The organism is Caldanaerobacter subterraneus subsp. tengcongensis MB4, assembly GCF_000007085.1.
Taxonomy (GTDB): domain Bacteria; phylum Bacillota; class Thermoanaerobacteria; order Thermoanaerobacterales; family Thermoanaerobacteraceae; genus Thermoanaerobacter; species Thermoanaerobacter subterraneus.
In genome coordinates, this window is record NC_003869.1 from 2,514,151 (window position 1) to 2,529,438 (window position 15,288).

General features: G+C 36.8%; 15 protein-coding genes. 1 reads left to right on the forward strand and 14 read right to left on the reverse strand.

The features are described from left to right. Positions 1-3 precede the first annotated feature (3 nt). On the reverse strand, positions 4-444 hold the full coding sequence (locus tag TTE_RS12525) for an ACT domain-containing protein (protein WP_011026616.1): 441 nt from the start codon (positions 442-444) through the stop codon (positions 4-6). 517 nt (positions 445-961) lie between these two features. Between TTE_RS12525 and TTE_RS12535 the strand changes: the two genes are divergently transcribed. Next, complete coding sequence (locus TTE_RS12535; protein WP_011026618.1) at positions 962-2,389, forward strand: amino acid permease; 1,428 nt, start codon at positions 962-964, stop codon at positions 2,387-2,389. Between the two features lie 45 nt (positions 2,390-2,434). Here TTE_RS12535 and TTE_RS12540 read toward each other — a convergent pair whose 3' ends face one another. The 13 genes from TTE_RS12540 to csx1 all read right to left on the reverse strand — a co-directional run bounded on the left by TTE_RS12540 (position 2,435) and on the right by csx1 (position 15,285). Beyond that, the gene (locus tag TTE_RS12540; RefSeq protein ID WP_011026619.1) at positions 2,435-3,214 is read right to left on the reverse strand and encodes an MBL fold metallo-hydrolase; all 780 of its coding nucleotides are present in this window, start codon (positions 3,212-3,214) and stop codon (positions 2,435-2,437) included. A gap of 210 nt (positions 3,215-3,424) precedes the next feature. Continuing rightward, positions 3,425-5,347 (reverse strand): NAD(P)/FAD-dependent oxidoreductase, encoded by a 1,923-nt coding sequence (locus TTE_RS12545; RefSeq protein ID WP_011026620.1) that lies wholly within the window; start codon positions 5,345-5,347, stop codon positions 3,425-3,427. 116 nt (positions 5,348-5,463) lie between these two features. Next, on the reverse strand, positions 5,464-6,396 hold the full coding sequence (locus TTE_RS12550) for a glycosidase (protein WP_011026621.1): 933 nt from the start codon (positions 6,394-6,396) through the stop codon (positions 5,464-5,466). Next, positions 6,386-6,934: a DUF4416 family protein gene (locus TTE_RS12555; protein WP_011026622.1), complete on the reverse strand. Its 549-nt coding sequence runs from the start codon at positions 6,932-6,934 to the stop codon at positions 6,386-6,388. The genes TTE_RS12550 and TTE_RS12555 overlap by 11 nt, the downstream gene beginning before the upstream one ends. A 17-nt stretch (positions 6,935-6,951) precedes the next feature. Further along, a complete protein-coding gene (locus tag TTE_RS12560; RefSeq protein WP_011026623.1) occupies positions 6,952-7,584 on the reverse strand; it encodes a cyclase family protein in 633 nt (210 codons plus the stop codon). 75 nt (positions 7,585-7,659) lie between these two features. Then, a complete protein-coding gene (locus TTE_RS12565; RefSeq protein WP_011026624.1) occupies positions 7,660-8,556 on the reverse strand; it encodes a DMT family transporter in 897 nt (298 codons plus the stop codon). Positions 8,557-8,558: 2 nt separating this feature from the next. Continuing rightward, positions 8,559-9,191 carry a TrmH family RNA methyltransferase gene (locus TTE_RS12570; protein WP_011026625.1) on the reverse strand — a complete coding sequence of 211 codons (633 nt, stop codon included), beginning with the start codon at positions 9,189-9,191 and terminating at the stop codon, positions 8,559-8,561. Positions 9,192-9,319: 128 nt separating this feature from the next. Next, a complete protein-coding gene (cmr6, locus tag TTE_RS12575) occupies positions 9,320-10,297 on the reverse strand; it encodes a type III-B CRISPR module RAMP protein Cmr6 (RefSeq protein ID WP_011026626.1) in 978 nt (325 codons plus the stop codon). Further along, on the reverse strand, positions 10,294-10,701 hold the full coding sequence (gene cmr5, locus TTE_RS12580; RefSeq protein ID WP_011026627.1) for a type III-B CRISPR module-associated protein Cmr5: 408 nt from the start codon (positions 10,699-10,701) through the stop codon (positions 10,294-10,296). The genes cmr6 and cmr5 overlap by 4 nt, the downstream gene beginning before the upstream one ends. Positions 10,702-10,725: 24 nt before the next feature. Further along, a complete protein-coding gene (gene cmr4, locus TTE_RS12585; RefSeq protein WP_011026628.1) occupies positions 10,726-11,775 on the reverse strand; it encodes a type III-B CRISPR module RAMP protein Cmr4 in 1,050 nt (349 codons plus the stop codon). Beyond that, positions 11,768-12,901: a type III-B CRISPR module-associated protein Cmr3 gene (gene cmr3, locus TTE_RS12590; RefSeq protein WP_011026629.1), complete on the reverse strand. Its 1,134-nt coding sequence runs from the start codon at positions 12,899-12,901 to the stop codon at positions 11,768-11,770. The genes cmr4 and cmr3 overlap by 8 nt, the downstream gene beginning before the upstream one ends. Before the next feature lie 6 nt (positions 12,902-12,907). Then, on the reverse strand, positions 12,908-13,798 hold the full coding sequence (gene cmr1 / locus TTE_RS12595) for a type III-B CRISPR module RAMP protein Cmr1 (protein WP_235619553.1): 891 nt from the start codon (positions 13,796-13,798) through the stop codon (positions 12,908-12,910). Between the two features lie 53 nt (positions 13,799-13,851). Further along, on the reverse strand, positions 13,852-15,285 hold the full coding sequence (gene csx1, locus TTE_RS12600) for a CRISPR-associated CARF protein Csx1 (RefSeq protein ID WP_011026631.1): 1,434 nt from the start codon (positions 15,283-15,285) through the stop codon (positions 13,852-13,854). Positions 15,286-15,288 lie beyond the last annotated feature (3 nt).

Below are 15,288 nucleotides of genomic sequence, written 5' to 3' on the forward strand. Positions count from 1 at the left end.
TCCTTATTCTCCCAAAACTTCTATTTTTCTAACTCCAGGCTGTTTCGAAAGTTCCTCTATAAAATCTTCAATGCTTATCTCCATATACTGCGTATCAATGGAAATTGTGACACTCGCCACTCCCATAGAAGGAATGCTCTGATTTATTGTGACCACATTTCCCCTTTCTTTGGCAACCACATCGAGAATGGAAGAGAGCACCCCAGGCATGTGCTCCAAGACCATGGAAAAAGTTATAATTTTCCCTTTGCTGAACTTAGAAAAGGGAAATACATAATCCCTGTACTTGTAAAAAGCACTTCTCGATATGCCCACCTGTTTTACCGCTTCATTTATTGTCTTGGCTTTCCCTGACTCCAAAAGTTCTTTCACCTTTATGGTTTTTTTGATTGAATCAGAAAGAATTTCCTCCCTTACTATGTAGAGCTTCCCGTCCTCTCCCATCATCCCACCTCCATGTCTTTGTTTTATGGACATCAATCCATGTATGGAATACATTTTATCACATTAAATTCAAAAAATCAAGAGCGGTTTACGTTTACTAAACAAGGAAATTTGCTGTTTATTTTTGTAATTAAAAGATATTTTTATGGTGAAAAATTTTTATTTATTCTTTCAAAATATGAAATATGCCTTACTTTGCTCAGAATTCTGGAAAATTCGAGGCTTTTAATCAAAACCTTTCGAATAAATATGCGGATAAGTATGACTTTTACCCAAAAAATAGTGCAATTTTTTTAAAAAAAAGAAGGATTTTTTTAAAATGCGTCGAATATATTATTTGTAAAACCATATCAAAAGGTTTTAAACCCTCAGTTTTTGCATTAATACGTTCTTTTCTTTCAAGCAATGAACTTGTGGAATGTGGTATTTTTGAAAGAGGGGGGGATGTGTTGGATTTGGGATATGTTAAAATTTTGTAAGTATACAAACAATTTTTTAAAAAGGGGGTTACATCTTAATGGCAAATTCAACGTCTTCTTATTTGTGGCGTAAAAAGACGCTTGAGATGGTGCTTTCTGAAACCGAAGCTGAACAATTCAAATTAAAGAAAACATTAACAGCTATTGACTTAATTGCATTAGGTATAGGCGCAATCATAGGTACTGGTATATTTGTTATTACTGGTGTTGCCGCCGCTGAAAAAGCTGGTCCCGCAATCGTGCTCTCATTTATTTTGGCAGGATTGGCTTGTGCTTTCGCAGCAATTTCTTACGCAGAACTTGCATCCATGTTCCCCATAGCAGGTTCTACGTATAACTACGCATATATAGCAATGGGTGAATTTTTGGCCTGGATAATTGGATGGGACTTAATACTTGAGTACGTATTTGCTCTTCCTGCAATTTCATTGGGTTGGTCTGGTTATTTCACCAACCTCCTTGGAAGTATAGGAATAAACATTCCTGCATGGGCAGCTAACTCTGCATGGCAAGCACCCGGTACTGGCGGTCTTATCAATCTTCCAGCAATAGGAATCCTTCTTGCCATCGCAATTTTAAACTACATCGGGGTAAGAGAAACTGCTACTGTTAACAACATTGGTGTTGCTTTCAAGGTATTTGTGGTACTTTTCTTCATATTCACAGCAGTTTGGTATGTAAAGCCAGCTAACTGGTCTCCTTTCTTGCCATACGGATGGGCAGGCGTATTCCACGGCGCAGCAATCATCTTCTTTGCATATATAGGATTTGACGCTGTTTCAACAGCAGCTGAAGAGACAAAGAATCCAGCAAAAGATATGCCCATAGGAATTTTAGGATCTCTTGGAATTAGTACCCTTTTGTACATCGCTGTTTCAGCGATTTTGACAGGTGTTGTTTCATACACCGAGTTGAACGACCCAGCCCCTGTTGCAAAGGCTCTCAACTTAATAGGTCTAAACTGGGCAAGAGGACTTGTTTCACTAGGTGCCATTGTAGGTATTACAACAGTTTTGCTTGTTATGTTCTACGGCTCCACAAGAATTATCTTTGCTATGTCTCGTGATGGATTACTCCCACCTATTTTCTCAAAAGTTCATCCAAAATATAGAACACCTACTCTCGCTATATATCTCATAACGATTGCAACAACTTTAGTAGCTGGATTTTTCCCAATTGGCGTAATCGCAGAACTTGTAAATATAGGAACTATGTTGGCATTTGTATTAACTTCTATCGCTACAATAGTATTAAGATACACACAACCTGACTTGCCGAGAAAATTCAGAGCTCCTGGCATGCCATGGACTGGTATTTTGGCAATAGCTTTTGTACTTTCACTTATGGTATCTCTGCCATGGGAGACATGGGTAAGACTTATTGTATGGTTCGTAATAGGGCTCTTCATCTACTTTGGATATGGTAGACACAACAGCATACTTGCTAAACAGCAGACCCAGCATTAAAGAAATAAAAAGGCGGCGATTTTGCCGCCTTTTTATTTCTGCTTTCTATATTTCAATTAATTCGCTTTCAATATTTCTTAAAGCCATCCCTATTTTAGATTTTATACCCCATTTCTTTAGCATGTTGGTTACAGTAAAAAAAGCAAGCTCAGGTGTATTGTTAACCTGACTTAAATGACCCAAAAAAGCCATCCCTATCATTTTCATTTTAAAAAGCTTGACTAAAGTCTCCCCTGCCGCTTCATTGGAAAGATGCCCTACATCTGATAAAATCCTCTTTTTTAATGGCCAAGGATAAGGTCCCGTCGTCAGCATTTTTACATCGTGATTGGCTTCTAAAAGGATAAGATCCGATTCCATGAGATTATAGGCAACTCCTCTCGTCATGTAACCTAAATCTGTAGCGATAGAGATCTTTTTACCTCCTGCCTTAAAAGAAAAGCCCACAGGTTCTGCAGCGTCATGAGGTTTTTTAAATGGCTTTATCTTTATCTCCCCTATTTCAAATTCTTCTCCCGTAACAAAATACAATCTATTTTCTTCCTTAATTTCTTTTACGTCTCTTTCCATTGCTTCCCAAGTAGCTTTGTTAGCATAAATAGGAATATCATACCTTCTGGAGAGCACTCCCGCTCCTAAAATGTGGTCTTTGTGCTCGTGAGTTATGAGTATCGCAGAAATTTGCTCTGGATGTACTCCAATATTTAAAAGAGCCTTTTCTATAGTCCTGCCTGTAAGTCCTGCATCTACAAGAAGGTGAACATCTTTGTAGCCTATGTAAATAGCGTTGCCACTGCTTCCCGACCTCAGCGAACAAAACTTCATATAGCTGCCCTAAAAAAGAGGCGCTCCCCCTTTCGTCTATATCACGATTCAATTATACCACAAAATTATCCACATGGCTTTTGTGTGTAAATTGTTTCAGCAAAATCATGCCTCACTTACTACAATCTTTAGATTTCTAACAGCAAGTTATTAACATATTCACAACACCCTGTGGATAACTCCTTAATTGAAAAAGAGGGGAAAATCCCCTCATATTGTGAGCGCAACATTCCGGCCTTCAGAGATAGCGTGAACAATTTTTCTCACTTCTTTTGCATCCCCTATCAAATAGAGCTTCTCCTCAGGCACAAACTTTTTTACTTCCTCATAAAGAGTCCTGTTGGGCCTCATACCGACTGATAAAACTATTGTATCAGGAAGAGGAAGATTCCTTTCTCCTTCCAGTGTCTCTGTTACAAGTGACTTGTTCACTTCCTTGAGCTTAGTCTTTACGTAAATTTCTACATCTCTTTCCTTTAACCTCTTCATCAAAAGATTTTTCTCAAATACCCCCATATCTCTTGCTACTTCATCTAAAAGCTCTATCACCATGACTTTTTTGCCTTTTTCGGAAAGGTAGTCCGCTGTCTCCATACCTATCAAGCCGCCACCGATTATAACGACAGTCTGCCCCGTCTCTTTTCCTTCCTTAAGCACTTCTGCAGCAGTCATGTATCCATACTCTTTAAGCCCAGGTATTGAAAGAACTATAGGCTCTCCTCCTGTTGCAAATATTATTGCGTCTGCTTCCCACTGAGCTACTTCTTCAGCAGTCACTCTGTGATTTAGCTTTATCTCAACTCCTAATTTAGGGAGCACTTCCTTGTAGTACTCTACAATTCCCATGAGTTCTTCCTTATAAGGTGGCATTGAAGCTGCGATGAGTTGCCCGCCTAATTCTTCATTTTCGTCATAAATAGTTACTTTATGCCCTCTTACAGCAGCAGTATAAGCTGCTTCAAGCCCAGCAGGCCCAGCACCTATTATGAAAACCTTCTTGCCAGGATTTTCAGCCTTAGGTATCTCAATCTCGTCGCTCCTTCCAACAGCCGGGTTTATGTTGCAGCCAAACCTTCTTCCTCCTCTTAGCTCGTCAAAACAACCCTGATGGCACGCAAGGCAGCGGCGTATCTCCTTAAATCTCCCTGAAACGGCCTTGTCAAGGAATAGAGGGTCAGCAACTAAAGGCCTGCCTAAAGCCACAAGGTCAGCCTTACCTTTTGAAAGTATCTCTTCTGCAATATCAGGGCTATTTATCCTTCCAACAGCTATTACAGGTATATTTACTTCTCTCTTTATCTTTTCAGCATAATCCCATGAAAGGCCCTTTTTAGTGCCCAATGTCTGCATGGTGATAGGTGCAGCCTCACACATAGTGCCTAAAGATACATCAATAGCTGCTACTCCTTTTCCCTCTAATATCTTGACAAGCTTTATTGTATCTTCTAATTTCCATCCATCTTCTACAAATTCCTCTGCACTTATTCTAACAATTACAGGAAAACCGGGTAATTCACTTCTAATTTCTTCTAAAATTTCTATCCCAAATCTTATTCTATTCTCAAAACTCCCACCGTATTCGTCCTGCCTTTTGTTGGCATGAGGAGATAAAAATTGGTGAATAAGATAACCATGTCCAAACTGTATCTCCAAAAAGTCTGCCCCTGCTTTATAAGCCCTTATCGCAGCATCCACATAGGCCTTCTGCCATTTTTTTATTTCTTCTTTTTCTATTGCTTTAGGCTCTACGCCAATGCTCGGGCACATTACAGCAGAAGGCGCAATAAGAGGCATTTTCGTCGCCATGGGATTTGCAACTCTTCCAGCATGGTTGATATATACTGCGACTTTGCTACCAGCCTCCTGTAGGGGGGTAACAAGGCGTTTTAATCCATCTACCAGCGAATCATCGTAAATCCCTAACTGGCGCGGAATTTCTTTGCCGGATGGATCCACGTATGCGGATTCTAAAACAATTAAACCCACCCCTCCCTTTGCTCTATTAAGATAATATCCTATCAATTCTTCCGTAACCTGCCCCTCTACTGTAGCATACCCTGTTTTAACAGGAGCCATTACAAGGCGGTTTTTAAGCTCTATCCCCCCGAGTTTTATGGGTTTTGTAAGCTCCATATTCTCACTCCTTCTCTGCTATGAGTTTTAAAATAATGTTCATAATTTATTTATTCGACACAAAAAAGACAATTCCTTCTTGTTTTTTTCTCTATCAAAGGGAGGGGTATACATTTTTAAGCGTTTTTCTCACTTTTCAGATAATCTAAAATATCTTTTAAGCTTGCAAAAGCTACTCCAATGCTTGTATCTGCAGCACCATAGTAAATTATAAGCTTATCTTCTTCTTTTCTGTATATTGCCCCTGTTGGAAACACTATATTCACTGCATTGCCAATCCTTTCATATTCTTCCTGCGGTGCAAACACCCACTCTCTGCTTCTCCTTATCACTTTCTGTGGCTCTTCTAAGTCCAAAAGTGCAAGTCCCACTCTGTAAACAGCTGTAGAAGCAGTGTAGCGAATACCGTGATAAATTATAAGCCATCCTTCTTCAGTTTCAATAGGAGGTGCTCCTAATCCCACTCTGTGGCAGTCCCACATTCCCGGCCTTGCTGGCAGCAAAATCTGGTGCTTGCCCCAGTAGGTGAGGTCATGTGAAAAGGAAATCCAGATGTGTCCTTCTCCTCTAATTATTGGCCTATGTATAAGGGCATATCCATCTTTAAATTTTTTGGGGAAAAGGCAGCCGTCTTTGTCTTCTGGCGGCACCAAAACTCCTTTCCTTTCAAATCTTTTAAAGTCCTCTGTAAGCATTAATGATATTACAGGACCACCTGGAGAAAAAGAAACATAAGTTATGGCGTACTTTCCCATGTCCTCTAAGTACACAATCCTAGGGTCCTCAAGCCCCCACATCTCCTCACTGTAATTTACGTCTGGCAAGAGAGTGGGCTTATCTGGTATCTCCCAATTTGTAAGGCCGTCCCTGCTTTTGCAAAGTGTAAGATGAGAAAATCCGTCTTTGGCCTCTACTCGGCATAAAAGATAGACATAGCCGTCAAATTCTATTACTCCTGGATTAAACACTGCATTTGCATCATAGGGAATATCATCCCTTGTGAGTATGGGGTTTTTCTCATACCTTACAAAAAGCTCCTTATCGCGCATTTTTATCTCTCCTCAGTTTTTCTATTTGGAGGGAATACACTTCTCTTAATTTTACAAAAAATTCTGTATACTCTTTTGTCTTGTAATCTGGATAGGTCCAAGGAAGAAATTCATATTTGCCTTTTGTATAGTAAAGGGTCACCTCTGCAAAGATGCCTTTCCCAAGGTATATCCTGTGGTAAAAATTCTTGGTTGAGAATAATACCACTTTCGCCATGTCTATGTAACCAGGGTCTATATTGACTTTTCTTTTTCCTCCTTCAGAAAAAATTTCTTCTACAGAATTTGTGAATAGCTTCCATTCATACGATTCATCTGGACTAAGAAGCTTTTCAAAGGATACAAAGCGCTTTTTTAAATCTTTTCCCATCTCTTCTTCATAGTAATCCGTAAAGTCAAAGGGAAAAGGACCAGCCTCAAGGTCTATTTCTCCCCATTTTTCTTTTAACTTTTTTATCGCTTCCTTTACTACTTCCTCTTCTTTGTATATAAAGCCGCAAAAAAGTTTTACAGGCATCACTTCTTTCACTTTCCCCATTTAATTCCCTCCAATGCTCATTCGAGTATAGCTACAGCCCTTACAGGGCTACCGTCAGAACCCTTTATTTTAAGAGGCAGCGCTATGAATAAAAATCTCTTTTTATCTATAGCTTCTAAATTTGTCAGATTTTCTATTATTCCCACTTTGTTCCCTAATAGAACGTGGTGAACAGGGAAATCTTCTGTTTCCACAGGGTCAGGAGATATAGTATCTAGCCCTATTGCCTTTACCTTTTTGTCTACCAAAAAATGGGCGAGCTCTTCTGTGAGGTATGGAAATTCTTTTATATAAGCCTCTTCTCTCCAGTATTTGCTCATTCCTGTGCGGAAAATGACTATATCTCCCTCTTTTAAATCTACACCTTCCAAAAGTTCTGGCCTCATCAATCTATCTGGCAAATGAGGCACATCTACTATAACAGCTTCTCCTGAATAAAAGTCAACAGGAAGTTTTTCAATTGTGTCTCCTTTTTCTATGAAGTGAGCCGGCGCATCGCAATGAGTTCCTAAATGTACGACATATTTCAGCTCTGTAAGTTGGTACCCGTCCTTTTCTACTTCAACAAGTCTTTCTACCTTAATTTCCGGCTGACCAGGGTATTGAGGCATACCCTCTTCGATGAAGTGGGAAAGGTCTATCATCCTCACGGCACTTCCCCCTTGTTTTGATTACTTTGACTTCAGTATAGCATATTAAAAAAATTAAACAACTACTTTTTGCGATTAATTATCAATGTTTGGGGTAGAGACTTTATCACTTAAACTTAGCAAAATAACAGCACTTATAATACAAGTTATCCCTAAAAATTCAAATAAATTAAAAGGCTCTTTTAATACAAAAACTCCAATTAAAGTTGCCACAACAGGCTCCATAGTGGTAAATATCGCTGCTCTTCCTGCCTCCATAAAAGTAAGAGCTCGAGTGTAAAGAAAATACGGAAGTGCAGTAGAAAAGGCACCAAATAAAAACCCTAGAAGAATCACATGGGTATTAAAAAAGATGGAAGGCTTTGCTAATACAGAAGAAATCGGGACAAGAGCGATAGTTGCAATCAAAAAGGTAAAGGCTGCAATCCTCTCTGGTGGTATATGCCCTGAAAGTGGCTTTGCAAAAATAGTGTACAAACCATAGCCAACTGCTGATAAAAGCCCGTACAAAACGCCAAGCCACGATATTTCTTCACCGGTAATGAAAGACCTTAAAGCGCCTGAAACCAGTAAAACTCCTGTAAGAGTAAGGATTAGGGCTATACTTTTTCTTAAAGTTATCCTTTCTCCGTAAAAAATTCGCGCAAGGACCACTACAAAAGCGGGAGCAGTGTAAAGAAGAGCTACAGCTATAGGAAGTGTAGTAAGCTTAATTGCTTGAAAATAAGACCAGTTAAAGAGAGTAAGGCTCAAAATGCCCGTCCCAAGCAAATACTTCCACGACCACAGAGGTAATGAAAAAGATTGCCTCAATACTGCAATAATAGAAAAAGCAAGTAAGGCCCCAAAAAACATGCGCAGAAAAGCCACATCAGCGGTAGTAAAACCCAATTTAACTATCATCCTGACAAAAAGACCTGTCGTTCCCCACAGGGCACCTGCGGAAAGAGCAAGCACTTCCCCTCTTCGCACTCTTATTTTCTCCTTTCTTTTCTCCTAGCGATTATGTCATTATTCCACTTCATTATAATTTCTTCAATTTCCTTTTCTGAAAGGGTTGGCTTTAAATACATGCCTTTATCAAGCCTCTGCCTTAAAGCCTCATAAAGTATTATGCCTGTCGCCACAGATACATTCAGGCTTTGCACCATACCCATCATAGGTATAACAATTCTTTCATCCGCAAGATTTAATATATCCTCCGACACGCCTTTTAGTTCATTCCCAACCACCAATAAAGTAGGCTTTGTATAATTTATTTCCCGGAAATCTTTTGATGACTCATCTAGCCAAGTGACAACAACCTGCAAATTTTCTCTTTCTTTTATCTCCTTTATCGCCTTTTCTCTGTCATAAACCCTTTCAATAAAGAGCCACCTATTTGCTGCCATTGACACCGCTTCATTTATCTCTATGCCCTTTTTTGCTTCAGAAAAATAGTATACTCTCATCACTCCAACAGCATCGCATGTCCTTAATATCGCCGAAAAATTGTGCTCGTTCGTCACATCATCCACAAAAACGACAAGGTCTTTTTGCCTTTTCTGTAAGACTTCATAAAATCTTTTTAGCCTATCTTCTAAAACTATTATTCTGTTAGATTGCATAAAGATCTCCCTGCCTTGTGTGAAATTTTATGTTTTTAAAAGATAATTTACAGCGTATAAAGGTGTGTTTGAAAGTAGCTTAGTATGCCCTTTCACACAAGACACCTTTATTTATAATTTAGCATATTTCAGAGGATTTTGAAATATCCATATCCTAATCTTGTCTTTGCACCTATACCAAATTCAGTAAGAGCTTTCTTTATCCAGTTTTCTACCAACTTTTGTAAGCGGGTGCAATCGTTCAAAAAATCTATTGCCCCTTTCACTTCCGGTGGAATTTTTTCTTTTATGAGTTCTTCAAAACGGACTCTGTCAAAAAGCACACTAAACTGAAAACTAGTATTCTCCTTCACGGTCAGAAAAGGTATAGGAATAGGGTTTTCCCAATCGCCTGGTGCCGTTTTCCCTGTATCATCGCCGTAATAACTTTTATAATGTACATTTATTATATCCACATCGAAAAGCGAAACATTGTTATTGATAACCGGAAAGGCATCAAGGAAAAGAAGCAATCCTTTAAAATCCTGTGTACCAAAAAGCAATTTATGTAAAACTCTTTTTGGCGAATCTTCTTTCCCTTTATCAGAAGAAGATCTATCAAAAATCAAACCTTCATAAAGCTCCTTTTGTAAATTCTCAATTTCCCCTTCTTCTATCTCTTCACCCCTCGCTTCTTCTATTGCTATATCCCAAAAACTTACCATCCTACAAACACCTTTTAAAGCAGTACCAGGAATATAAGGTATTCCAAATATGTGGTGTATTGTAAGAGAAGTTTCTAGAGGATGTTCTGCACCTAAACCTATTACCAATCTGGAAGCAGTTGTAATCTTGTATTGTCTTAAAATTGGTTGGTAGCCTTGCTTAGAAAGGTCTTCAATTTGAAGATTAACTCGAGAAAAAAGATTAACAATATCTATTCCCTTTATGGAGTATCTGGTAAGACTGTTTAGGAATATGTTTTTTCTCTTCCCTTCTGTACCTTCAATTAATTCTCTCCTTATTAATTTTGAAAATGCTAGAGAAAAATTTTCACACTTCTCCCAGGTAATCTCTGAATCATTTTTGTACACTGTTTCTATTAAATTTGAAAAATTTTTTATCATTGTTCTTCCCTCTCCCCAGACAAATCATCTTTTTCTTCCTTTATTTCAATTTCAACCGTTCTCTTCAGCCAATTTGCCAGGGCTAAAATTTCTGTGGTAGCTAACCGCAGAATTTGAAAATCTTTGTCCACAAGTTCATCAAGAGCGTCTTTATTCTCTGATATGTATCCTCTTTTTTGTAACCATTTGTTCAATGTGTCATATACCGGCTTGGTCTCCTCTTTGGATTTGTAAAAAGCCAGGGTAGGAATTAAACCATTTGAAACAATAAAAGCTGGCAGTCTTCTAGCATTTGTTTTATATTTGTCCCTTTTGTCTTTTCCTTTAGGCAATTCTTCTATTTCTTTAAGGCAAAAACTTGCTCTTTCTTGCTCAAGTGTTTTAACTTTTAAACCTTCAACCACCTTTCTCGTCCTCCTTTTTAGAGATTAAAGAGAAATTTTCACCCTCATAAACCCTTTCCCTGTAGTTTCATCTCCTCCAAGCTGAAGAATAGTTCCATTTAATATTTCATGCAAATTATTTAAAACTTCTGCAGAGTTAAAATAATTCCCTTCCCAAGCTTTTTTAAGATAAAATTCTTTATTTTTTACCTTTTCCAGCCATTCTTTTTTCTCAATCTTATTCTTTGCTTCTTCCCAGTTAAGTTTTCCCTGGGTCTTTTCTTTCACTTCAAGAAGGCAGCTATAAAATTCATCATCTATTCCAAAATAAGGGTCACTAATAAATAAAAGTGAATAAAATACGCTCTCAGAGGGTATGAGTTCCTCAGTAAACAATGCTCCCTCCTTCACTGTCCCTGTCTTTTGGTCAATTCTCACTCTTGTCCTCACTTCAACAGCATAATTTACAAAATCTCTAAACGTGTCATCTGATACAATGGCAAAATGTTTTTCAATATCTGTTGTAAGGGAAGTATCAGGAAGCAAGTTTTTTATAAACTTGACAACTTCTGAAATATTCTCCGACGTGTTTTTCATAGAAAATACAAACTCTTCAAAAGCCACTTGTTTATCATTTATCCCTAAAACTGAAATACTTTCTTTTGGAATCACTGCCTCTCCATCTTTTAAGTGTAAATTATCAATCACTTCGAAATTTTTATTAACTTCATTTATTCCTGCACTTTCCAATTCTTCTTTAAATCTCTTCAATACAAAAGGACAGGTAATCCATGCACACACGCCTCTAACAGAACGAACCGGATACAGCAAAATCTTTGCATCTGTAATGCTTATACAGCTAGCAAAGTCAGAATCTTCCTCTGGACCAAATATAAGATTCACTTTATCTTTGTCTTTCCAAATTCTGTAGCAAGTATCCCTTATAACTCCTTTGATTCCGCTAGACCAGAAAATTGGGAAAGCAGTATGTCTTTCCCTCTGGATTGGCAGGTCCACATAAGATACGCTCTGCCCTGCGCCCATATGAACAGGAGTTTCAGCATAAAATGTAATCAAAGCAGCTTCTTTATACATCTTTTACCTCCTCCTTGCCAATGAGAATTAGATTAGAGCCAATAAATTCTTGCTCACCACTTGGAATTTTAAAAGAATGATAATTGCCCTCAGGTACAATGAAAGCCGGATTCATTAAAAGCATGTCCTCTTTCGCTTTAAACCACATCACTGTGCCACTTGGAAAAGCCCTCACAGTCTTCGTTATTTTTAATTTGGGTGAGTACCTCCCTACAATTGTGTATTTATCTAGAGCCAGTGAAAACACTTCAAATCCTTCCACGGAAAATTTAAAATCAGGAAAAACTCCAGGGGTCAGAAATAAAACTTTTACAATATCTCCACATTTTACTTCTACCATTTGTGAAACTCCCAAATTTTCTCTCAAAAATTCCACAAAATTTTCTTCCTCCACTTCATAGAAGGCGTTTTTCATCTCACCTCCTATTTTTAAAGCTCTTGGCGGTTGATTAAAAAATCCCCTCAATTTGCTTTCATCTGAAAAACCTGCTTTTTTAATCTCTTCAGCTTCAAAATCAAATTCTACCCACACAATGAGATTTACATCTTCCTTTAATCTCATAAATTCTATTCTATAAAGTGCGTCTTCTTCTCCCCCTACTGCATTCACTGTGCTATCCATTTTAATTCCAAGTCTTTCTTCTTTTGTGAAAATTTCTTTATACTGAAGTATTTCATGTATTTCTATTTTCTCCCCTTTGAGCCACTTTCTCAGCCCTTCTATAGAAATAAAAGCCGGAAAAGTTCCTATATCCTCTTTACCCATATACAGCGGAAATGTTTTAATGTTAGAATCAGCATTAGTATTTTCTTTCTTAAAAAGCTTAGTATTTAATTCATAATGGCGAGCATGAAATATATTTTCAATTTCTTCTTTTTTTCTCTCCCCCAAAATATTACTGGGCTTAGGAAAATAAAGTTTCCCGTTTCTTTCAATAAAAGGGCCATAAACATTTTTCAAAATCCTCGATGTGTCAATTTTTGTATGCGCATGAATTTTTGTACAAATAGCCCCTGCAAGTGTGTGAGGATGAGGAAAAATGGAATATACTACATCACCTACATTAAAAGGCCTTCCCGAGCCAAAGAAAAACACATCGTAAGGGGTAATTTTAAACCTTATCATGACCTTTCACTCTCCTGGAAGATTAATCCCTATAAATTCGTACTTTTCTAATTTTGTTAAAAAATCTTCAGCTGCTTTTTTTTGAGGCCACTCTTGCCATATTAAAATCACTCCAAAGTAATGATTTTTTACATTTTTCTTTATTTGTATTATTAAAGGAGAAGCTTTTCTTCTGCTTTCTCTAGGAGAATAAGAAAGCTCTGAAATTTTTAGCTCATGTTTTAGAGCTCTATAGAAATTATCACGCAAATCATTCATCGCACTTTCATAAGAATCCCAAAAACTATTTTTAGGTTTGATTAAGAATATGTTTGTATTTCTAAAATTAATAAATTCTTCAAAAGGTTTAATTTTTAAGCTGTTTTTTATATTTAATTCTTCTAATCTCTTATTTATTTCTTTTCCAATCCCTTCTAATTCCTCACCATAAAAAGCAAATTCTTTTACAATTATACTTCCAAAACCTCTCCTCCATCTAGCACCAATACCACCAAATAAACTTAAACACATCAGCGAATTTTTAAGCTCTTTTTCATGTTCTTTTGGAAAATGAGGCATAAATTTGAAATTTAAAATAAACTCTTGATTAGGTGCGTAAGAAGTCCTTACCCTTTCACTGTAATTCACTGCAGCACCCTTTTCTCCTTTTTTTCTCCTGTCATTCATGCACAAGTATGCTTTTCCTCTACTTTGTGGTTCTTGAAGGATCTTTATATAAAATCTTTTGGCTTTGGTCGTGGAACCAAAAATTTCACTTTCTCTTTTTCGCAGTTCCTGAAGACTTTGATATTTCAAACTTCCATAAAATCTAAACCACCATCTCAGAATACCGTTAATAGATTGCTCTCTTAATTCAAGCAAATTTTTTCTTGCACCACTCATTATTATTGGAGTCACTATTTGCAATTTACACTCGTAATTTCTCATTATTCTCACCTTCTTATTGAAACTCACACATACTTTTTTAAACACTTTAAAATCTTTTTTTCAAAACTCTTGTCATATCTTAAATACAATTTCCCTTCTTCTTTTCTCACTTCCGTGACATTTCTCTCAAAACCACTATGAGCTAAAAAATTTCTGTTCTCAAAAGAGCTGGATTTTCCTTCATCTATAAAGTTATAAACCTTACTCCACTCTTCCGTAGCTTGATTTAAAATAGATTTTTCTTTCTTTTTCCCTCCATGACATAAATTATGAACTTCCCTCCCCAAAATTGGAATATGAGTTTCCAGTCCGAATAACTTATAAATAGAATTCTCTTCAGAGGCAAAGAGTTGCTTTATCTCTTCGAGTGCAATTCCATTTTCATAGTCATATTTTGATATACCCTTAGTCTCTAAAACTTCTAAAATTCCTGCATAAAATCCTAAAGATAAAATAGTGTTTAAATAATCAGATTTGAAAAGCACTGGTGAACTTTCCCATGTACCTGAGAGTTTTCGTTTGAGCATTTCTAAAAAATCTTTTAAAAATGAAATTACATCTTCCCAAGCATCAAAATTGAAATGATACAAAACAAGTGGCGTATTATTTTTAATAGCAGAAAAACAGATGAGGAAATTTTCAAATAGCTTTTGGAGAACATTTTTTAACTCCTTTTCTTTTCCTGCTATTCTTCGAGCTAAATTGAAATTATCTAGTTCTTCTTCCCCTATAGGAGAAGAAAAGAAGGTTTTAAAGCGTAGTTCTTCAATGTGTATTTCATATTCTTTCATTCCTGTCGTTCCTGGCAAAATAGGATCTGAAAATGCTAAAAATATTTTTGGCCTCTTTTCTTTTTTAAGCCAATTTAAAAGACCAGAAAACACAGAAAAATATCTTGCTGCTTCCAACAAAGCTGAAATATAAATATTGTGTCCGCTAGAAATATCAATGTAAAACTCCATTGTTTCATTATCTCTGTTGTATTCATTTAAATACCTTATAGCCATGTCACTAAAAATTTGTAAAACTATATCATTGTAGTCAGAATTAAATTCTATATATTCGCCAAAAATTTTATATCCTCCTAACGAATGGATAACAAAGAAATCATCCGCAATTTTGCAGTGTGGGTGAAAACTATAAAACGCGTAAGGATCGGTAGAGTACTCCTGCAGTGTATTTGGAACCATATCTTTAAATCTTTCAAGTTTTTCTTTAAATTTCTCTATTGCCTCGTCGTTGCTTTCAATCACTTCCTTAATAGCACTTTCATTTAAAATTAAACTCACAGGAAAAATCAACACTACCATACTTTTTTCTTGAGGATTTTTCTTTTGAAAAAATTTTTTCATAACAAAACTTGTAAGAACTTCTGTATATTTTTCTTGCCGAAAAGTAAATTCTTGAGTTTTCATAAAACCCTTATCAAATCTTCCAATTTGATATATAACTTTCATATC

Coding starts and splice junctions, on each gene's coding strand:
- TTE_RS12535 (WP_011026618.1), top strand. CDS start 962: ATGGCAAATTCAACGTCTTCTTATTTGTGGCGTAAAAAGACGCTTGAG.
- TTE_RS12540 (WP_011026619.1), bottom strand. CDS start 3,214: ATGAAGTTTTGTTCGCTGAGGTCGGGAAGCAGTGGCAACGCTATTTAC.
- TTE_RS12555 (WP_011026622.1), bottom strand. CDS start 6,934: ATGGGGAAAGTGAAAGAAGTGATGCCTGTAAAACTTTTTTGCGGCTTT.
- cmr6 (WP_011026626.1), bottom strand. CDS start 10,297: ATGATAAAAAATTTTTCAAATTTAATAGAAACAGTGTACAAAAATGAT.
- csx1 (WP_011026631.1), bottom strand. CDS start 15,285: ATGAAAGTTATATATCAAATTGGAAGATTTGATAAGGGTTTTATGAAA.
- TTE_RS12525 (WP_011026616.1), bottom strand. CDS start 444: ATGGGAGAGGACGGGAAGCTCTACATAGTAAGGGAGGAAATTCTTTCT.
- TTE_RS12570 (WP_011026625.1), bottom strand. CDS start 9,191: ATGCAATCTAACAGAATAATAGTTTTAGAAGATAGGCTAAAAAGATTT.
- cmr4 (WP_011026628.1), bottom strand. CDS start 11,775: ATGTATAAAGAAGCTGCTTTGATTACATTTTATGCTGAAACTCCTGTT.
- TTE_RS12550 (WP_011026621.1), bottom strand. CDS start 6,396: ATGCGCGATAAGGAGCTTTTTGTAAGGTATGAGAAAAACCCCATACTC.
- cmr3 (WP_011026629.1), bottom strand. CDS start 12,901: ATGATAAGGTTTAAAATTACCCCTTACGATGTGTTTTTCTTTGGCTCG.
- TTE_RS12545 (WP_011026620.1), bottom strand. CDS start 5,347: ATGGAGCTTACAAAACCCATAAAACTCGGGGGGATAGAGCTTAAAAAC.